Origin of the sequence: Bacillus sp. BB51/4 (genome assembly GCF_008368845.1) — a bacterium.
Lineage (GTDB): Bacteria > Bacillota > Bacilli > Bacillales > Bacillaceae_G > Bacillus_A > Bacillus_A wiedmannii.
Genome location: NZ_QOSC01000014.1, coordinates 1 through 19,962, shown reverse-complemented (window position 1 = coordinate 19,962; position 19,962 = coordinate 1). Strand labels below are relative to the sequence as shown.

The window sequence follows — 19,962 nt, the reverse complement described above, 5'->3', positions numbered from 1 at the left end:
TATCCCCCTATATAATTTGGTAGTGAAAACATGTTTTCTCTCCTGTATGACAAGCAGGTCCCACTTGCTTTACGACAACAACAATTGCATCTTGATCACAATCTAAATAAAGAGATTGCACATATTGGACATTTCCTGATGTTTCTCCTTTATTCCATAACGATTGTCTTGAACGAGAATAAAACCATGTTCTTTTCGTTTCTAGCGTTTTTTCATATGCTCCTTCATTCATATAAGCTAGCATTAAAACTTCTTTTGTCCCTTCTTCAATTACAACTGCTGGTAATAATCCTTTTGAAAAGTTAGGTTTCATAACCGCACCTCAACATTTGCATTTCTTAATTTTCTCTTTACGTCCTGCACTGTCGCCTCACCATAATGAAAGATGGATGCCGCAAGTGCTGCATCAACTGTTGTCTTTTGAAAAACTTCTATAATGTGATCAACGTGACCACATCCGCCTGACGCGATGACTGGTACGGAAACGCTTTTTGAAATTTCTTCTGTTAAACGAAGATCATACCCGTTTTTCGTTCCATCTGCATCCATACTCGTTAACAAAATTTCGCCTGCCCCTAGCTCGGCAACGCGTTTTGCCCACCCGATTGCATCCATACCCGTATCAACTCTTCCGCCGTTCACATAAACATTCCACTTTTCTTCTGCTACTTTTCTAGCATCAATTGCTACGACAATACATTGTGAGCCAAAGTGTTCTGCCCCTTCTTCAATTAGCTTTGGATTTCGCACTGTCGCTGAGTTGATTGAAACTTTATCCGCTCCAGCTCTTAGTAAATTGTACATATCTTTAACACTTGAAATCCCCCCGCCAACTGTAAGAGGAATAAATACTTTCGAAGCTGTTTTTTCTACAACATCTATAATTGTTTTTCGTCCTTCATGCGTTGCTGTAATATCTAAAAATACAATTTCATCCGCTCCCGCATCATTATATAAAGCTGCTATTTCAACAGGATCACCGACGTCTTGTAATCCTATAAAATTTACACCCTTTACGACTCGCCCTTCTTTCACATCTAGACATGGAATAATACGTTTCGCTAACATAACTTTGTTACCTCTAACACTTCTTCTAAATCAATCATTTTCTCATAAAGAGCCTTACCAATTATGACGCCGTATATATTCATATCATTTAATTTTTTCACATCTTGAATAGATGCCACTCCTCCAGAAGCAATAAGACGAATACCAACGCTTTTTTGTAGTAACTCTAATTGCTCTAAATTCGGCCCTGCAAGTGTCCCGTCTTTCGAAATGTCTGTAAACACAATCGTTTGAACACCTACATTCTCCATTTGCTTTGCTAAATCAATATAAGAAATTTCAGACACATCAAGCCAACCTCTCGTTGCTACGAAACCATTTTTCGCATCAATTCCAACAATAATTTTCTCTTTATATAGAAGAACTGCTTCTTCTAAAAATTCCTTATCATAAAGAGCAGCTGTTCCTAAAATCACTTTATCTACACCTACTGACAATAACTTCTCTACCGCTACAAGTGATCGAATTCCTCCTCCAACTTGCACAGGAATACGTACTGCCTTGCAAATCCTTTCAATAACGAGCAAATTTACTGACTCACCAGCAATTGCGCCATCTAAATCAACAATGTGCAACTTTTTCGCTCCCAATTTTCCGAATATAATCGCTTGCGCAACTGGATCTTCATTCATTACTGTTTCTTTACTAAACTCTCCTTGATAAAGTCTAACGCATCGCCCCTCTTTTAAATCGATAGCTGGGAAGATTTCCATGCCTCTACCACCTCTTTGAAATTTTTCAACATTTGCATTCCAATGTCACCGCTTTTTTCAGGATGAAACTGTGCGCCGTATATATTTCCTTTTGCTACAAAACCAGGTACTTTCACTCCATATTCACTTATTCCATACACAATTTCATTTGGACAATCTGCATAATAAGAGTGAACATAATATACGAAAGAACCGTCCTCTACTCCATTCCAAAGTGCTATTTCTCCCTCTTTCTTTAACTCATTCCATCCCATATGTGGAATTTTATAAGGAACCTTTAACTTTCGAATAACACCTGGCAATAAACTTAATCCGTTACAGTCTTGTAGTTCCTCACTTTTTTCAAATAAAAGCTGCATCCCTAGGCAAATGCCCAGAAGCGGTTTTCCTGAACTCCCGACTTCTTTTAACACACGCACTAAATTTTTTTCTTCCAATACATCCATCGCTTTCGGAAATGCACCTACTCCTGGTAAGATTACTCCATCACTTCTAAAAATCTTTTCTTTATCACCCGTTACGATGTACTCTGCTCCAATATATTGTAATGCTTGTTCCACACTGCGAATATTTCCTATTCCATAATCTATAATAGCAATCAATTACAACATCCCTTTCGTGGAATTTACACCAGTAATGCTGGCATTTCTTTCGACTGCTTCTCTAAGCGCTCTACCAAACGCTTTAAATAACGCTTCAACTTTGTGATGTGTATTGCTTCCGTATAAAATGCGAGCGTGTAATGTAATATTGGCAGCATGAGCAACTGCTCTAAAAAATTCTTCTGTTAGTTCTGTATCAAAATCCCCTAGCTTCGGATTCGTTAATTCTCCTTGAAATACAATATATGAGCGCCCGCTAATATCAATTGCGACAAAACCTAAAGATTCATCCATCGGTACATATGCGGAGCCATAACGGTTAATCCCCTCTTTATTTTGCAATGCTTCTTTCAAACAATTTCCGAGTACAATTCCAACATCTTCAACTGTATGATGCGAATCAACGAATACGTCGCCTTCCGCCTCCACTTGTAAACCGAATCTTCCATGCCTTGCAAATAAAGTTAGCATATGATCAAAAAATCCAACTCCCGTTTGTACAGAAACGTTCTTGCCTTCATCAAGCTGCAAACTTAATTTGATTTTTGTTTCTGTCGTCTCACGTATTTGACTGCACTCACGCATTATTCTTCCTCCTCAAATCTTATTTGAATTGCTCTCGCATGCGCATGTAATCCTTCTTTATTGGCAAGTTCTACAATATGATGTTGTACATCTCTTAACGCTTCCTCCGTATAAGACAGAAAGCTTGATTTTTTCACGAAATCATCGACTGATAACGGTGAGAAAAACCTTGCCGTTCCACTTGTCGGTAACACGTGATTCGGTCCTGCTAAATAATCACCGAGTGGTTCCGGTGCATATGGACCAAGAAAGATAGATCCTGCATGTTTCACATAAGCTAGAGCATTCATCGGTTCTTTTATATGTAACTCTAAATGTTCTGGAGCGATTTCATTCGATAATTGTAGCGCCTCATCTAAAGAAGGAACGATAAAGATAGCTCCATTTCTATTTATCGATTCACGTGCAATTTCGCTTCTTGGTAATGTTTCTAACTGTCTTTCTATCTCTCTTTCTACTTCTTTTGCTAACTCTATATTCGTTGTAATACAAATTGCTGTTGCTCTCTCGTCATGTTCTGCTTGTGATAATAAATCAGCAGCGATATATTTTGCATTACCGGTTTCATCAGCAATAACTACAATTTCTGACGGTCCAGCAATCATATCGATATTTACTATTCCGTATACTTCTCGTTTCGCCAGAGCAACGTACAAATTTCCTGGTCCAACTATTTTATCCACTTTTGGAATCGATTCCGTCCCATATGCTAAAGCAGCAATTGCTTGCGCACCACCTATCGTATAAATTTCATCTACCCCTGCAAGGCTTGCAGCAACTAAAATATGGGGATCAATCCCCCCTTGCCTTGGTGGTGTTACCATTACAATCTTTTTCACACCAGCGAGTTTTGCTGGCAATACATTCATTAATACTGACGAAGGATACGAAGCAGTTCCGCCCGGCACATATACCCCTATATTTTCTAACGGCCGAATGATTTGCCCTCTAATAATGCCTTCACTCGTGCAATCGAATATGGATTGCCTTTTTTGCTTTTCGTGATAAGAAATAATGTTTTTCTTCGCCTCTTGTAACGCTTCTAAAAATGAATTCTCTACAAACATACCTGCTCGTTTTATTTCTTCCTCACTTACACGAAACTCTTTAATCTCCACACCATCAAACTTTTTTGTATAAAAAGATAGAGCCTCATCCTTACTCTTCCTTACCTTTCGAACGATTTCGCTTACACTTCTTTGAACAGTTTCTTCTATTATATTAGCGTTTTCTCGTAGCAATTTTATTTTCGATAACGCCTTTTGAAAATCTTCAAAAACTATCTCCATTACAAGTCCCCCTATTTTCCTGACAAAATTTCTTGCTCCATCATATTTACAATACTGAATATTTCGTCTTTTTTAGTTTTTAATGCAGCCTTATTTACAATCATTCGAGCAGATATAGAACACATTTCCTCAAATACAATGAGCCCATTTTCTTGTAATGTTTTTCCTGTTTCCACAATATCAACAATCGCATCTGCCAATCCAAGAATAGGAGCGATTTCTACAGAACCTTCTATTTTTATAATTTCTACATCCTCCCCTTTATCATGAAAATAGTTAGAAGTAATATGTGGATATTTCGTCGCAATGCGTTTCTTCCGGTAGCTCTTCGGATTATAAGTAGGAATAGAAGCAACACAAAACTTACACACACCTACTCCTAAATCTAACATTTCATAAATATCTTTCTCGTTTTCCATTAAAATATCTTTTCCAACGACCCCAATATCAGCTACTCCATGTTCTACATAAGTAGCAACATCTACTGCTTTCACTAAAATAAATGAGATATCTGTATTTTTACTTTGAAAGACAAGCTTTCGTCCTTTATTTTTGAGCTCCGAACAATCAATTCCAATCTGCTCAAAGAGCGGAATCACATGTTTTTCTAATCTTCCTTTCGTTAACGCAATTTGAATGTTACGCATGGATTTTCTCCTTCTTTCTGGACTATCCATTTCTCTTTCCATACATATTCCACTAATGATTCGTTCTTTGCCTCAACGACCGTTACTATTTGGTTTTTTCTTGCAAATTGAAAGGTGTCTTTTACATTAGAGAATAAGGATAGCTCTACTTTTTTCCCGTCCTTTTGAAGTAAATTTCGTAATCTTTCCGCTTCTGCTAATCTATTTAACTCATAATGAATAATAATATCTATTCCCTTTCGTTCATATGGTTCTTGTTGCTCTTGCAGTGCCTTCACAATTTGATTGACTTGCACCGCGAGTCCAACAGCTGGCAGCATCTCTCCAAAATTTCCAATTAACTCATCATATCTTCCGCCACTAACAATTTCTTCTCCTATTTCATATATATACCCTTTGAAAATAACTCCCGTATAGTAATCTAAATGTTGGATCATACCTAAATCAATTGATATGTAAGATCCATACCCTAGTTTTTCAATTGCTTCATATATTTCTTTCACTCTTGCAATCGCCATTTTCATTTCATTACTTGAGGCGAGTTTTTCTGCTTCCTCAATCACTTCTAAATTCCCAAATAGCCTTGGTAATTTCTCAAGTAATCTTACTGTTTCATCACATCGATCTAATTTCTTTTCTCTAATAAAATTTGATAGAGCCGCATAATTTTTACTTTCAATGTATGTCCTAAGTACTCTCTCTTCTTCCTCATGAATGGAGAGTTTTTTTACAATACATTTATATAACTGCACTTGCCCAATCTCTATTGTAAAAGATTGCACCTTCACCTTTTGAAGCGATTGAATGACGCTTATGACGCATTCAATTTCAGCTCTTACATTATCAATCCCTATAATTTCAATACCACTTTGTACAATTTCATTATATTTTCCAGTAAGGGACTCATTCGCCCGAAATACATTCCCGCCATACGTCAGTTTAAGCGGCGTATCCCACCTCTGCGTTCCCATCACTCTCGCTAAAGGAATTGTCATATCTGGACGTAACACGATAATCCGTCCCTTTTCATCAAAAAATTTATACATCTTTTCTTCATCTATCGGTCTATTTTGAAAGGCAAAAACATCATAAAATTCAATTGTAGGTGTCCTTATTTCCTCATAACCTCGCCCTAAAAAAGTACGTCTTAATTTTTGCTCCACTTCTTCAATTAACGTACATTCTTCGAATAAATAGTCTCTCGTTCCATTTGGGTTTGCCCGTTTCCATTTTGTCATCTAAATTCTCACACCTTTCCCTTTCTAATGTATGCCCATTTCATTCACCTAAACCGAAAATAAAAAGAGCCTTGTAGACAAAATACCTACAAGGCTCTTTAGTAGAGTGTAGGTACAACGGGAATAACCCTTGTGCCTACACGTTTTCACGCTAGGTTCAAGGGCTTTATGTATGATGATGTAGTTGTGTAAGCATTTTAATAGATTGCATGATATTCATAATACTTACTCCCTTTCTCCTCTGATTTTTACATAGTATATAATACTTCATTCTGAATGTAAATATTTTTTGAACATTCCGTTTTTTAAATATAAAGCTACTTTCCTTTCATACTCTACAATTTCTTGATGATATTGCATCGTAATACTAATTTCGTCTAGACCATTTAATAATTTCTCTTTCCACATTTTCTCGATTGTAAAATAAAATCTGTGCGTACTTGTTTTAATTACCTCATTCTCTAAATCTACTTCTATTTGTTCTCTCGCATCCGTTTTGGCAAGTTGTTCTCGCATTTCTTTATCCATTACAATTGGTAACATACCATTTTTCATACAATTCATATAAAAAATATCCGCAAACCCGCCGGCGATAATAACGCGAAAACCATAATCAGCAAGCGCCCACGGAGCATGTTCTCTTGAAGAACCACAACCAAAATTATCACCTGTAATTAATATACTTGCTCCTTTTCTATTTTGTGCATTAAGCGAAAAATTAGGGTTTTCATGGCGGTTATTATCATAACGCCATTCATCGAATAAATATTTTCCAAATCCCGTCCTTTCAATTCTCTTTAAGTATTGCTTCGGAATAATTTGATCTGTATCAATGTTATTATTCATCAGTACTGCAGCAGTACCTTTATGAATACGAAATGGCTCCATCATAACTCTCCTTTCTAGTATCAACAAAATGACCGTATAACGCAGCTGCTGCCGCCATTGCTGGGCTAACTAAATGTGTTCGTGCCCCTTTTCCTTGTCTTCCTTCAAAATTACGATTTGAAGTCGAAGCACAATGTTCTCCTTCAGGTACTTGATCTGGATTCATTCCAAGACACATTGAACATCCAGGTTCTCTCCATTCAAATCCAGCTTCTTCAAATATGTGATGTAGCCCTTTTTGCATCGCAGCTTCTCTTACTCTTTTCGATCCAGGCACAACGAGCGCTCGCACACCTTCTTTTACCTTTCTCCCTTTCACAACAGATGCAGCAATTTCTAAATCAGAAAGCCTGGAATTTGTACAAGATCCAATGAAAACATGCTGAACAGGAATGTCATACGTGCTTTGTCCAGGGCTTAATCCCATATAAGAAAATGCTCTTTCGTCATTTGCATCCTGCTTTTCTGGCAATTTTTCATCAATACGAACACCCATACTCGGATTTGTTCCCCATGTAACGTACGGTGCTAAATCCGTCACATCTATCGAAATATGCAAATCATAAATTGCATCTGAATCTGTATAAAGTTCAGACCATTTCTTCTCGAATGTTTCAAAGTCTTTCGGTGCATATTTACGTCCTTTTACATAAGCAAATGTTTTTTCATCTGGTGCTATAATACCAGCCTTTGCTCCTCCTTCAATTGCCATATTACAAAGCGTCATTCTCTCTTCCATCTCCATAGCCTCAATCGTCTCTCCGTAAAATTCCATTACATACCCAGTTCCAACTGCTACACCGTACTTTGAAAGGAAATGCAAAATAATATCTTTTGCGTAAACACCTTTCTGTAATTTTCCTTTTAACTCAATACCCATCGCTTTCGGCTTTCGTTGCCATAACGTTTGCGTTGCCAATACGTGCTCCACTTCACTCGTACCAATGCCAAATGCTAGCGCGCCAAACGCACCATGCGTTGCTGTATGACTATCACCACAAACAATTGTTTTTCCTGGTTGTGTAAGTCCGAGTTCTGGTCCGATAACATGAACAATCCCTTGCTCTTCATCTCCGATATCCGCTAACGGCACCTGAAATTGTTTACAATTTTCCCGGAGTGTATCTAGTTGCTGCTTCGCAATACGATCTGTAATATTCCAAACATCTTTCGTCGGAATATTATGATCCATCGTTGCGAATGTTAAATCAGATCTGCGAACCGTTCGATTTGTAAGCCGCAAGCCTTCAAAGGCTTGCGGTGACGTTACCTCATGAACAAGATGAAGATCGATATATAATAAATCTAATCCATTTTCGTTTGTCGTAACTACGTGTCTTTCCCAAAGTTTATCTAGCAGCCTTTTTCCCATTATCTCCCTCTCCCTACTAACGCTTGCTCTTCCATCTCTTGTATAACTGCCTTCGTAAATGAAGTTGTCGTTTCAGTTCCCCCGATATCTGCTGTACATTTCCCTAATTTAAGGACTGCTGAAATTGCTTCTTCAATTGCACACCCTTCTCTCGTTAATCCGAACGATTGCCCAAGCATCATTGCAACAGAGCGCATCATTGCAATTGGATTTGCCTTATTTTTCCCCGCAATATCCGGTGCTGATCCGTGAATAGGCTCGTATAATGAAGGTCCCTTTTCCGCATGACTTGCTGATGGAAGCATTCCTAATGATCCCGCTAATACGGAAGCCTCGTCACTCAAAATATCCCCAAATAAATTTTCCGTTACAATTACATCAAACCGTCCTGGATTCCGAATTAACTCCATCGCAGCTGCATCTACTAAAATATGTTCTAGTTCAACGTCTGGATAACGAAGTGCTACTTCGTCCGTAACAGTTCTCCATAGTTTACTAGATTCTAAAACATTCGCCTTATCAATAGATGTTACTTTCTTCTTCCGCTTACTCGCTAATTGAAAGGCATAAGAAACGATCCGTTCAATTTCATGACGATGATACGTAAGTGTATCTGTTGCTACTTCGTCCGTTCGTTCTTTCGGATAAGAAAAATAAATTCCGCCTGTTAATTCACGAACGACAACGAAATCAATTTCATCAGCGTTTTTTAATGGCGATAAATGTGCCGTTGCGCTTTCTACCGTTACAGGGCGAACATTTGCAAATACTCCAAGTCCTTTTCTTAGAGCTAATAATCCTTTCTCCGGTCTTTCTTTCGCGCTATCCCACCTTGATCCACCAACCGCTCCAAGTAAAACCGCATCACTTGCTAAACAAGCGGCAAGCGTTCGTTGCGGTAATGGTTGCCCATTTAAATCGATAGCACTCCCGCCAAAATACTCATCTTGCAAATGAAAATGATGCCCATATAACCTCTCTACCATATGCAATACTTCCTTCGCACTTTCCATAACTTCCGGGCCAACACCATCACCAGCTAAACAAACGATACGTTTTTCCAATTTCAACACTCCTTTTAACTGAATTTTCAGAACTTTATTTTGATAGGTGAGGAAAGCTTCTCTCACCTATCAAACACTTATTTCACAAGCTGGATAAAAGATTTCAATTTCCCTGCTGCATGGACATATGCTCTCGCCGAAGCTTCCAATACGTCTTGTGCAACACCAAAACCTGATACTTGATGCGTTCCTTCTTTTAATTCAACATGAACATGAGCCAGTGCATCTTGACCTTGTGTAATAGATTGTATGCGATAATCCGCCAATTCACATTCTAATCCTAAAATTCTTTGGATTGCATTATAAATCGCTTCAATACTACCAGAACCAGTGGCTGCATCTTCGTATACATTTCCTTCTTCGTCTTTTAGCACAACTGTCGCGCATTGTGTACTATTTGAGACAAAATGTACTTGTAGTTGCGTAATGTTATATTGCTGAGCCGCAAATGCTGATTCCCCAAGCATAAGTGCACGTAAATCTTCCTCAGTAATTTCCTTCTTACGATCAGCTAATTTTTTAAAGGCTTCAAACACCGCATCTCGTTCTTCCTTTGTAAATTCATAGCCAAGCTCTTTCATTTTTTCTGTAAACGCGTGACGTCCAGAATGTTTTCCAAGTACGAATAGATTTTGAGATTCGCCTATTAGCGCTGGTTCAATAATTTCATATGTTGTCACTTCTTTTAAAACACCATCTTGATGAATTCCGGATTCATGAGCAAATGCATTCGCTCCAACAATCGCTTTATTTTTCGGTACAACCATACCTGTTAATCTGCTTACTAATGTACTCGTCGCCTTAATCTCTTTTAACGTCATAGAAGACTCCGCTTTATAGAGATCTTTTCTAATATGAAGAGCAACTGCGACCTCTTCTAGCGCCGCATTACCTGCTCTTTCTCCAATTCCATTAATTGTTCCTTCTACTTGCAACGCTCCGCCTTCAACCGCAGCTAATGAATTTGCTACTGCCATCCCAAGATCATCGTGACAATGACAAGAGAAAATTGCTTTTTCATATGAAGGAACGGATTCTTGTAAGTATTTAAAAAGAGAATAATATTCTTCTGGATTCGTATATCCAACTGTATCTGGAATATTAATTACATTCGCTCCTGCACGAATCGCAACTTCAACTGCTTCAGCTAAAAAATCTCTTGCTGTTCTTGTCGCATCTTCTGCAGAAAATTGTACTGTCGGAAATAATGATTTCCCGAGTGTAACCGAGCGGTGAATACTATCTAATACATCTTCTTTTGACATACAAAGTTTATATTTCATATGAATATCACTTGTAGCTAAAAATACGTGTAGACGAGGAGATACAGCACCTTTCACCGCTTCATATGCTCTTCGAATATCACTTTCTTTCGCTCTAGCTAAACTCATAACTGTAGCATTTTGAATGGTATTTGCAATGCGTTTTACCGATTGAAAATCCCCTTCGGAAGCTGCTGCAAAACCAGCTTCCATGACATGAATACCTAGTCTCTCTAATTGCCTTGCAATTTGCAATTTCTCTTGTTCATTTAAATTTATTCCTGGTGATTGTTCGCCATCACGTAGCGTCGTATCCATGAACAAAATCTGCTTCATATTATTTGACCCCTGCCTTTACTCGCGGCTGTACAAACGGCATCATTTCACGTAATTTACGTCCAACTACTTCAATTTCGTGTTCATTCTCTTTCTCATTTGTCGCATGGAAATTTGGTTTTCCTGCTTTATGCTCTGCAATCCAGCCTCTTGCAAATGTACCATCTTGAATTTCTGCTAGCACTGCACCCATCGCTTTCTTCGTATCTTCCGTTACAACGCGTGGTCCTGATACGAAGTCGCCCCACTGCGCTGTATCTGAAACTGAATATCTCATATTTTCAAGTCCGCCTTCATACATAAGGTCAACGATTAGTTTTAGTTCATGTAAACATTCAAAATATGCAAGTTCCGGTTGATAACCAGCATCAACTAACGTTTCAAATCCAGCTTTTACTAGCGCAGTTACTCCGCCGCAAAGCACAGCTTGCTCTCCAAATAAATCTGTTTCTGTTTCTTCTTTAAATGTCGTTTCTAATACACCAGCTCTCGTCGCTCCAATTCCATCGGCATAAGAAAGTGCCTTTTCAGTCGCAACTCCTGTTGCATCTTGGTATACTGCAAATAATGCAGGAACAGCTCCGCCTTCAGCAAATGTACGGCGCACAAGATGACCTGGCCCTTTTGGCGCTACTAGAAATACATCTACATTAGCTGGCGGTTTCACTTGATCAAAGTGAACATTAAATCCGTGTGCAAAAACGAGAGAATTTCCTGCCTTTAAATTTGGCGCAATTTCCGCTTCATATACTTCTGGCTGGAGTTCATCCGGTAGTAGAATCATTACTACATCAGCTTTTTCCGCTGCTTCTGCTACTGTATATACAGAAAATCCATCTTCTTTCGCTTTATCCCAAGAGTTCCCTTTTCTTAAACCTACTACTACATCAAATCCGTTATCACGTAAGTTTTGTGCATGTGCATGACCTTGCGAGCCATATCCAATGATTGCTACTCTCTTTTCTTTTAATACATTTACCGTTACATCTTTCTCATAATAAACTTTTGTCATTTTCATTTCCCCCTATATTTAAATGGTTATTGAATTAACATAACTTGCTTATCTTGTTTTTTCATACTACGCGTAAATGCTGTTACACCTGTTCTAGCAATCTCTTTCAAACCATACGGACGAAGTAATTCAATTAATGCTTCTACTTTCTCCTGCGTACCAGTTACTTGCACAACTATGGAATCCTTCCCAACATCTATTACAGCGGCTCGAAACGGTTCAATTAAACTATATAATTCTGCTCTTGCTACTGATGTTGCTACTTTAATAAGTGCAAGTTCTCTTGCGATCATCGCTTCTTCTGTAATATCTGATACTTTCAGAACATCAATTTGCTTATGAAGTTGTTTAATTAACTGTTCCACTTGCTGTTCATTTTCAACGTGTACAACAATCGTCATCCGCGATATGTCTGATGATTCCGTATGACCTACTGAAATACTTTCAATATTAAAATGTCTTCGTGTCATAACACCCGTAATTCGGTTTAACACACCACTTTGATTTCGAACTGTCGCTGTAACAATTCTCTTCACCTTTTTTCCACTCCCTCCATTTGGTGAACACCTTTCCCTGGCGCAACCATCGGCATTACCTTTTCTGATTGAAGTACACGGCAATCAATTACGACTGGTTCTTGTAATTTAATCGCCTGCTGTATTTGCTTCTTTGCAAGAAGTGGATCATCTATACGAACTCCTTTTATGCCATACGCATTCGCAAGAGCGACGAAATCTGGTTGACACGACAGTAAAGAGTGCGAGTATCTTTGATTATAAAATTCATCTTGCCATTGTCTTACCATTCCTAAAGCTTCATTATTTAAGATAAATACTTTAACAGGCAATGAGTGTTCTTTTAACACACTTAATTCTTGCAAGGTCATTTGAAATCCAGCGTCACCTACAATTGCAATAACTAGTTCCTCAGGCTTTGCAATTTGCGCACCAATTGCTGCTGGAAATCCGAAGCCCATCGTTCCTAATCCTCCTGAAGTTACCCATTTATCAGGAGTTTTGAGCGGATAATATTGGGCTGCCCACATTTGATGTTGCCCAACATCTGTTGTTACAATCGCTTCTCCTTTCGTAATTTCATATAACATGTCAATTGCGTATTGAGGCTTAATACTTTCCGAATTCCTTTTATAAGATAGTGGATACTTTTCTTTTCTACTCTTTAATAAAGAGAGCCACTTATGATGATTTTCTTTCCTTCCTTCTGGTTGAAGTAATACTTCCAGCGCTCGCTTAGCACTTGAAACAATTGGAATTTCAGTCGGCACATTTTTTCCGATTTCTGCTGGATCAATATCAATATGCGCAACAGTCGCCTTTTTAGCAAAATAAGCTAAATTCCCAGTAAGACGATCGTCGAATCTTGCACCTATATTAATAAGTAAGTCGCATTCATATAACGCCATATTGGCTGTGTAAGAACCGTGCATTCCTCCCATCCCTAGAAAAAGTTCATCATCTGGCGGAAACCCACCAAGACCAAGTAATGTATGCACAACAGGAATTTCATATTTACGAGCAAAACTTGTTAACTCTTTCGAAGCCTTCGCATGCAATACACCTGCTCCAGCTAAAATTAACGGCTTGTTTGCAGCCTTAATTGCTTGTAATAATTTGTTTATTTGGAGTAAATTCGGTTCATAATTAGGGTTGTATCCTGGTAAATCCATTTGTACGTCATTACATCGTTCTCCTTGCTCTACTACCATATCTTTCGGAAGGTCAATAACGACTGGGCCTGGTCTTCCTGTTCTAGCAATATGAAATGCTTCTTTAATAATTCGAGGTAAATCTGAAGCCTTTCGCACTTGATAGTTATGTTTTGTCACTGGCATCGTAAGCCCCATAATATCCGCTTCTTGGAAAGCATCACTTCCAATTAACGTCGTTGCTACTTGCCCTGTAAATACAACAAGTGGTAATGAATCAATCATCGCATCTGCTAGACCGGTAATAACATTTGTAGCACCTGGCCCACTCGTTGCAATGACAACCCCTGGATTGCCAGTAATTCTGGCATACCCTTCCGCGGCGTGAATAGCTCCTTGCTCATGCCTTGTTAAAATATGCGGAATTTCACAGTCATAGAGTGCATCATAAAGAGGTAAAACAGCACCACCAGGATAACCGAAAATCACTTCTACTCCTTCCTTTTCTAACGCTTCTAACAATAGCTGTGCACCAGTTGCCAGTTTCTCTTCCGTTTTTGAAGACATTGTTCTTATAAGCCCCCTTTTTGAAAACTTTTATCAATAAAAAAAATCCTACGTCCACACTCCAGCTATGTGCTGAAGGGACGAAAGATTTCGCGGTACCACCCTTCTTCGCAAGAATACTCTTGCCTCAGTGACCCATAAATGAGTCTAGCTAATAACGGAGCTACCGTCTAAGCCTAGACAAATGCTTCAGCTTAGCACTCAAGGGCGATGTTCGTCGACGTGAACCATCGGTTTTCAGCAACCACCGACTCTCTGTGAGGCTTCACAATCAACTACTCCTCCCTCTCAACGCTTTCTTATGTTATAAAAAGTTGCTATCCAACTTTATTTTCTTCGTAAATCTTCTCTCCATCTTCTATAACTAACTTTCGGAATTCTTCTAATAAACGATTCGTATGTGGACCTGTTTGCCCTAAACCAATCGTTCTACCATCTACTGTCGTAACAGCAATTACTTCAGCAGCCGTTCCTGTTAAAAATACTTCATCAGCTACATATACATCATGTCTTGTAAATAACTCTTCTCTAACGTCATATCCAAGTTTTTCACCGATTTCTAATATAGCGTTTCGTGTAATGCCTTCTAACGCTCCAGCAGAACTTGGTGGTGTAATTAATTTATTTCCTTTTACAATAAACACGTTATCTCCTGAGCCTTCAGCTACGTATCCTTGATCATTTAACATAAGTGCTTCTTGTACTCCAGCTAATTTCGCTTCAATACGAACTAAAATATTGTTTAAGTAATTTAAAGATTTTACTTGAGGCGACAAAACATCTGGACGGTTTCGGCGCGTTGCAACTGTTACAACCGGAATCCCCTTTTCATAATATTCTTGCGGGAATAAAGATAGTTGTTCTGCAATTACTACTACATTCGGTTTCTTACAAGAATCAGGATCTAATCCAAGATTTCCTGCTCCTCTCGATACAATAAGGCGAATGTATCCATTAGATAATTTATTTTGTCGAATCGTCTCAACAACAATATTCGTTACTTCATCTAAAGAATATGGAATTTCTAACATAATGGATTTTGCTGATTCATATAACCGGACAAGATGCTCTCTCAAACGGAAAACATTACCGCTATAAACTCTAATTCCTTCAAATACTCCATCGCCATATAAATAACCATGATCATATACTGAAACTTTTGCCTCGTCTTTTGGAACAAATTCTCCATTTAAGAAAATCCATTGCTCGTTCACTGGAAAGCGCCTCCTATGTTCTATGAATTTTTTATTGTTTCCTAGTTTACTCTCCTTTCTAAATAAATCAAGTGAATTTTTAGAAAATTTATAATTTTTAATCGTACGTACATCTTTGATTATATTGATTTAACAGCATTGTTAACGTTTACAAAAAGTCAAAAAATTTTTTTCGCCAATTTTCACTAAAAAAAATATTTGTTTAAAAGAAGGATTTTCATCAATTGATACGAATCTATTGTATTCAATAAACGGACGTCCGTTTTTATAAATTCGGGAATATATAACGACTTTTGCTGAAAAAGGGGGAAAATAATAAAAATAACGCTGTCTAAAAATAACATTCATATTTTTCATTTCGTAATCATAATCCTATTTTTAAAAAACAATTTGTCAAAATGAAGGAGGAAAACAATATGGCGTGTGTACAAATTAAAGGAACGAGACAAGAGGTAGTAGAAATGCTTCAACTATTTGATCTAATGGATACGAAAGGTTTTTGTAAATTCGATAATTATGTAGAGGTAGAACCAAATAATAAAGAACATAATAATTTTATTGCTTCAATTGACATTCACTCAAATACTTCTTCCAGCCAAGATACTTTAAACGATCAATTCGTAAGTCAAATGCTTACTGGTGTATATAACGACTAAACAAAGATTTACTTCCTACCGTCTTTTCATAAATATATGCAGTGGACTTGAGCATACTAGCAACTAGATGGTAGGAGGTGAGAATTATGGCTAGAATTGGTGTTGAAAACTCATTAACAGATGTTCAACAAGCTCTTCAGCAACAGGGACATGAAGTTGTTACCCTGGGTTCCGAACATGATGCACAAGGGTGCGATTGTTGTATTGTAACTGGGCAAGATTCTAATATGATGGGTATTGCAGATGCATCAATTAAGGGATCGGTAATTACAGCTCATGGTTTAACAACAGATGAAATTTGTCAGCAAGTTGAGAGCCGCACTTAAATTTAATATACAAAAAGAAAGAGGACTCCTTTTGAAAAGGAGTCCTCTTTTTTATATTCACCTAACGGGAAAGTAACATATACTGGATGAAAGCCCTACCTCTCTCTCATCATTACGGTTCCACTGACCGCTCCTTGATTCACTAGTATACATATAAAGCCTACAATAATAATTTATAGGGTTTGTTCACAAAAGTTGTTGGTAAGACTACCCGATCTTTCGCAAACTTTTCGTATTATATTTATAAGGTTTATTTACTTTACACTAGCTGTAACCGAGACACGAATTAAAATTTTAACACCAATACAATAACTTGTCAACATTTTTTACAAATTAAAAACAGACAGTAACGGTTTGTCTGTTTTAGAATGGAGCTTTTTCTTTTATTACATATACAACAAAACCGCTTACTAACATACATAAGCCAACTACTAAGTTTTTGATATTAATCATAAATTCCTCTCCCTTATTCCACACATCATATATATTTACAGTTCAATTATTCCGATCATCATAAAGCGCACTTTTTCTAATATATCACAATTCCTAAAAAATGCAAGTTCACTTTTGGCGACCATTTACAAATTTATCTACAGTGCTTGGTACAGTATTTAAAGCCTTCTCAATTAAATGTGTACTACTATTGAGGTGTAATACTTGCACACCGTTAGAACCAACTACTAAAAAAGCAACTGGGCTAATGGAAACCCCAGCCCCGCTTCCGCCTCCAAACGGATGGCTTTGCTTGTTCTCTTTATGCTGCCCTTGTCCGTTATTATGCTTTTCGGAAATAAAATCACCTTTAAAGTCACTTCCGCCGGCACCAAAACCAAAAGCCACTTGAGATACTGTTAATACTACATTTCCATCAGCCGTTGAAACTGGACTTCCAACAATCGTATTTACATCTACCATCTCTTTTAAATTTGTCATTGCTGTTTTCATTAAATTTTCAATTGGATGTTCCATTATGTATTGCACCCTTTCCTCATTATTCTTTTTTATACTTTCCAAAATAGAGGAAGTCATACTAACTTTTCCTATTTCAAAAAAACAATTCCACTCTTCTAAATGGAATTACGCCTTGTACTCGCTCGGATAAAGTGAAACTTTAATCAGCAGGGCTTTGTTCATCACCCACTGATTATTAGCCTTCAGCAATCAGGCGTTTGCGGGCCACAAATAGCGGGATAAAAAAGAACAAGAGATGCATACTACTATTGAACCTTGTTATGAAAGGAGTCATGACTTTGACTGAGAAATTTGATGAGTATAAAAAAAGAGATAGAATAGATAGTGATTATAGTGACTACAAAGAAGAATATGCAGCTGAGGTTGCACCACAGCGCATTGATTATGATTACGATGAGAAAGATAATAAAGATGATGTAAGATCGTCCGCCGCTGGATCAACGGCTGGCTTTATCGCTCTTGCCTTATCTATCTTATCACTATTTACCTTCCCAACATTATTTGGTCTTGTTTCTGTATTACTAGGGATCTACGCTTATAATCGCGGAGCTACTGTAACTGGTGGTATCGCTGCGATTGTCGGCGGAATTGCAGCACTCATTGCAATTTTATTCCGAGTAGCGCTTATCGGTTTATTGTTCTCCCTTTTTTAAAAAGAAAAAGGTATCTCGCTTATGCGGGATACCTTATCCTGTAAATACATCTTCCGATGGATATTTAATTTTTTGTTTTGCTGGTCGTGCTAAAGAAAAGACAAGTGTTAACGGTCCGATTAATCCACAAAACATAACAAACATAATAATACATTTTCCAAACGCTGATAACTTTGCAGTAATCCCCATCGTTAACCCTACTGTGCCGAACGCTGAAATTGTTTCAAATAGTAACTGAATAAAGCTGAAGTTTTCTGTAAGCATTAATACAAATACCGCTGCAAAAATGAGTATTTGACTGGCAACAGCAATCGCTAACGCTCTCGTTACTGTCGACATTTTAATTGTGCGCTGAAATAAAACGATTTCCTCTTTTTTTCTAAAGAAAGAAAGGACAGATGTAACTAAAATAACAAACGTTGTTAATTTAATCCCTCCACCCGTTGATACACTTCCTGCACCAATAAACATTAAAACCATCGTAAATAATATAGATGATTCTTCCATTCCCCCGTAGTCAACTGTATTAAATCCAGCAGTACGAGGAGTAATACCTTGGAAGAAAGAAGCCCATAACTTTTCATTTAAAGGTAAATTCCCTAACGTCTTCACATTATTATATTCCAATACAAAAATCACAATCATCGCTATAACATTTAGCGCTACTGTTCCGACAATCATGATTTTGGAATGAAGTGATAATTTTCGAAAGCTACGACTATACCATATATCAATTAATACTGTAAAACCGAGACCTCCTATTACGATTAATGAGCAAATCCCAATATTAATAATAGGATCTCCTACATACCTTGTTAAATTATCCGGCCATAGAGCAAATCCAGCATTATTATAAGATGCAATAACGTGAAAAATGCTATAATATACACCTTTTCCAAAACCAAACTCTGGAATAAAGCGAAACGATAAAAAAATGACTCCAATAAGCTCAATACAAATAGAAAATATAAAGACACGTTTTACTAATTTTACAAGACCACCTATATTTGTCTGATTAAATGCCTCTCCGATTAATAATCGATGGCGTAATCCGATTTTTTTACCTAATACCCAAACAATTAAAATGGCAATTGTCATAAGACCTAAACCACCCGTTTGAATTAAAAACATAATAACAATCTCGCCAAACATCGTAAACGTACTTGCAGTATCTACTACTCCCAATCCCGTTACAGTTGCTGCTGATGTTGCCGTAAAGAAAGCATCTACCCAGCTAATATGTACTTTCGTTGCAAATGGTAACTTTAATAACAAACCGCCAACCACAATTAAGCAGAAAAAACCTAGTGCTAATATTTGTGGTGGATTTAATCGTATAAAACGATTATACAGCCCTTGTCTTTTTGTTACTTCCATATTCACTAACTCCCTTTTCCCCTCATAACTAAAGGCTTATAAGAAACCTTACATAGCGGGATAAACCTTATATTCTTATAATATAGTTGAGCATAATCCTTTTTTTTAAAGATTTCAACTTTTATTTATACTCGAACTCCACTTCATTTTATGACAAGAAACTTTCTATTATATTTATTCGTACTCTACAACTCTCGCAACAATCATTTTATATGTATCATTTCTCAAATTCTCATACCTTTCACTCTATGTTCACATCAAGGTCACATCCAACTTTTATAGTATATGTATCGGAGCTGTTCCTCCCTAATTTATAAGACATTCCCCAGTGTCTTGAACAGCTTTCCATCCTAATTAAATTGACATAAATTGTCCCCTTCCTTTGACCATCTCATATGCGATGGTCTTATTTTTTTATTTACTCTATCTTCTATTTAAAACTCCCTCTCTCTTTC

Annotated in this window: 23 protein-coding genes and 1 other annotated feature; of the genes, 3 read left to right on the top strand and 20 right to left on the bottom strand. The window is 37.4% G+C overall.

Going from position 1 to position 19,962, the window contains the following annotated elements; genetic code table 11:
• Nucleotides 1-7: 7 nt before the first annotated feature.
• The 17 genes from hisI to DN392_RS31295 all read right to left on the bottom strand — a co-directional run bounded on the left by hisI (nucleotide 8) and on the right by DN392_RS31295 (nucleotide 15,880).
• Nucleotides 8-313 (bottom strand): phosphoribosyl-AMP cyclohydrolase, encoded by a 306-nt coding sequence (hisI, locus tag DN392_RS19880; RefSeq protein ID WP_000803982.1) that lies wholly within the window; start codon nucleotides 311-313, stop codon nucleotides 8-10.
• The gene (gene hisF, locus DN392_RS19875; RefSeq protein WP_064470129.1) at nucleotides 310-1,068 is read right to left on the bottom strand and encodes an imidazoleglycerol phosphate synthase cyclase subunit; all 759 of its coding nucleotides are present in this window, start codon (nucleotides 1,066-1,068) and stop codon (nucleotides 310-312) included. Before hisF ends, hisI begins: the two co-directional genes overlap by 4 nt.
• The gene (gene hisA / locus DN392_RS19870; protein WP_064470130.1) at nucleotides 1,062-1,781 is read right to left on the bottom strand and encodes a 1-(5-phosphoribosyl)-5-[(5-phosphoribosylamino)methylideneamino]imidazole-4-carboxamide isomerase; all 720 of its coding nucleotides are present in this window, start codon (nucleotides 1,779-1,781) and stop codon (nucleotides 1,062-1,064) included. The genes hisF and hisA overlap by 7 nt, the downstream gene beginning before the upstream one ends.
• Nucleotides 1,754-2,383: an imidazole glycerol phosphate synthase subunit HisH gene (gene hisH / locus DN392_RS19865; protein ID WP_149238098.1), complete on the bottom strand. Its 630-nt coding sequence runs from the start codon at nucleotides 2,381-2,383 to the stop codon at nucleotides 1,754-1,756. The genes hisA and hisH overlap by 28 nt, the downstream gene beginning before the upstream one ends.
• Complete coding sequence (gene hisB / locus DN392_RS19860) at nucleotides 2,384-2,968, bottom strand: imidazoleglycerol-phosphate dehydratase HisB (protein ID WP_001206366.1); 585 nt, start codon at nucleotides 2,966-2,968, stop codon at nucleotides 2,384-2,386.
• The gene (hisD, locus tag DN392_RS19855; RefSeq protein ID WP_000407014.1) at nucleotides 2,968-4,257 is read right to left on the bottom strand and encodes a histidinol dehydrogenase; all 1,290 of its coding nucleotides are present in this window, start codon (nucleotides 4,255-4,257) and stop codon (nucleotides 2,968-2,970) included. The genes hisB and hisD overlap by 1 nt, the downstream gene beginning before the upstream one ends.
• Nucleotides 4,258-4,268: 11 nt before the next feature.
• Nucleotides 4,269-4,904, bottom strand: coding sequence for an ATP phosphoribosyltransferase (gene hisG / locus DN392_RS19850; RefSeq protein ID WP_001244476.1), 636 nt, complete (start codon nucleotides 4,902-4,904; stop codon nucleotides 4,269-4,271).
• A complete protein-coding gene (locus tag DN392_RS19845; RefSeq protein ID WP_048566770.1) occupies nucleotides 4,880-6,142 on the bottom strand; it encodes an ATP phosphoribosyltransferase regulatory subunit in 1,263 nt (420 codons plus the stop codon). Before DN392_RS19845 ends, hisG begins: the two co-directional genes overlap by 25 nt.
• A gap of 267 nt (nucleotides 6,143-6,409) precedes the next feature.
• The gene (gene leuD, locus DN392_RS19840; RefSeq protein ID WP_000433213.1) at nucleotides 6,410-7,030 is read right to left on the bottom strand and encodes a 3-isopropylmalate dehydratase small subunit; all 621 of its coding nucleotides are present in this window, start codon (nucleotides 7,028-7,030) and stop codon (nucleotides 6,410-6,412) included.
• Nucleotides 7,008-8,402 carry a 3-isopropylmalate dehydratase large subunit gene (gene leuC / locus DN392_RS19835; RefSeq protein WP_000520134.1) on the bottom strand — a complete coding sequence of 465 codons (1,395 nt, stop codon included), beginning with the start codon at nucleotides 8,400-8,402 and terminating at the stop codon, nucleotides 7,008-7,010. The genes leuD and leuC overlap by 23 nt, the downstream gene beginning before the upstream one ends.
• Entirely contained in the window at nucleotides 8,402-9,466 is a 1,065-nt protein-coding gene (gene leuB / locus DN392_RS19830; RefSeq protein ID WP_064470131.1) for a 3-isopropylmalate dehydrogenase, read from the bottom strand. The genes leuC and leuB overlap by 1 nt, the downstream gene beginning before the upstream one ends.
• Before the next feature lie 77 nt (nucleotides 9,467-9,543).
• Nucleotides 9,544-11,064: a 2-isopropylmalate synthase gene (leuA, locus tag DN392_RS19825; protein WP_064470132.1), complete on the bottom strand. Its 1,521-nt coding sequence runs from the start codon at nucleotides 11,062-11,064 to the stop codon at nucleotides 9,544-9,546.
• A 1-nt stretch (nucleotide 11,065) separates the two neighbouring features.
• Entirely contained in the window at nucleotides 11,066-12,082 is a 1,017-nt protein-coding gene (ilvC, locus tag DN392_RS19820; RefSeq protein WP_074651070.1) for a ketol-acid reductoisomerase, read from the bottom strand.
• A 20-nt stretch (nucleotides 12,083-12,102) separates the two neighbouring features.
• Nucleotides 12,103-12,612, bottom strand: a complete 510-nt coding sequence (ilvN, locus tag DN392_RS19815; protein ID WP_000822948.1) for an acetolactate synthase small subunit — start codon at nucleotides 12,610-12,612, stop codon at nucleotides 12,103-12,105.
• Nucleotides 12,609-14,309, bottom strand: a complete 1,701-nt coding sequence (gene ilvB / locus DN392_RS19810) for an acetolactate synthase large subunit (protein WP_000095842.1) — start codon at nucleotides 14,307-14,309, stop codon at nucleotides 12,609-12,611. Before ilvB ends, ilvN begins: the two co-directional genes overlap by 4 nt.
• A gap of 73 nt (nucleotides 14,310-14,382) precedes the next feature.
• Nucleotides 14,383-14,610 (bottom strand) — a binding site (T-box leader).
• 16 nt (nucleotides 14,611-14,626) lie between these two features.
• The gene (gene ilvE / locus DN392_RS19805; RefSeq protein WP_064459956.1) at nucleotides 14,627-15,523 is read right to left on the bottom strand and encodes a branched-chain-amino-acid transaminase; all 897 of its coding nucleotides are present in this window, start codon (nucleotides 15,521-15,523) and stop codon (nucleotides 14,627-14,629) included.
• Nucleotides 15,524-15,664: 141 nt separating this feature from the next.
• Nucleotides 15,665-15,880 (bottom strand): hypothetical protein, encoded by a 216-nt coding sequence (locus DN392_RS31295; protein ID WP_016136600.1) that lies wholly within the window; start codon nucleotides 15,878-15,880, stop codon nucleotides 15,665-15,667.
• Nucleotides 15,881-15,939: 59 nt separating this feature from the next.
• Here DN392_RS31295 and DN392_RS19795 point away from each other — a divergent pair, with 59 nt between their 5' ends.
• The gene (locus tag DN392_RS19795) at nucleotides 15,940-16,179 is read left to right on the top strand and encodes a DUF3911 family protein (RefSeq protein WP_000752505.1); all 240 of its coding nucleotides are present in this window, start codon (nucleotides 15,940-15,942) and stop codon (nucleotides 16,177-16,179) included.
• An 86-nt stretch (nucleotides 16,180-16,265) separates the two neighbouring features.
• Nucleotides 16,266-16,505 (top strand): YkuS family protein, encoded by a 240-nt coding sequence (locus DN392_RS19790; protein ID WP_000101009.1) that lies wholly within the window; start codon nucleotides 16,266-16,268, stop codon nucleotides 16,503-16,505.
• 363 nt (nucleotides 16,506-16,868) lie between these two features.
• Here the strand turns inward: DN392_RS19790 and DN392_RS19785 are convergent, their stop codons facing one another.
• Nucleotides 16,869-16,958: a hypothetical protein gene (locus tag DN392_RS19785; RefSeq protein ID WP_000608225.1), complete on the bottom strand. Its 90-nt coding sequence runs from the start codon at nucleotides 16,956-16,958 to the stop codon at nucleotides 16,869-16,871.
• Between the two features lie 108 nt (nucleotides 16,959-17,066).
• A complete protein-coding gene (ytfJ, locus tag DN392_RS19780; RefSeq protein WP_002096773.1) occupies nucleotides 17,067-17,534 on the bottom strand; it encodes a GerW family sporulation protein in 468 nt (155 codons plus the stop codon).
• Between the two features lie 203 nt (nucleotides 17,535-17,737).
• On the opposite strand from ytfJ, the gene DN392_RS19775 reads away from it, so the two are divergent.
• On the top strand, nucleotides 17,738-18,130 hold the full coding sequence (locus DN392_RS19775) for an imidazole glycerol phosphate synthase (RefSeq protein ID WP_074651135.1): 393 nt from the start codon (nucleotides 17,738-17,740) through the stop codon (nucleotides 18,128-18,130).
• Between the two features lie 33 nt (nucleotides 18,131-18,163).
• Here the strand turns inward: DN392_RS19775 and DN392_RS19770 are convergent, their stop codons facing one another.
• A complete protein-coding gene (locus DN392_RS19770) occupies nucleotides 18,164-19,507 on the bottom strand; it encodes a TrkH family potassium uptake protein (RefSeq protein ID WP_000454120.1) in 1,344 nt (447 codons plus the stop codon).
• Between the last annotated feature and the right edge of the window lie 455 nt (nucleotides 19,508-19,962).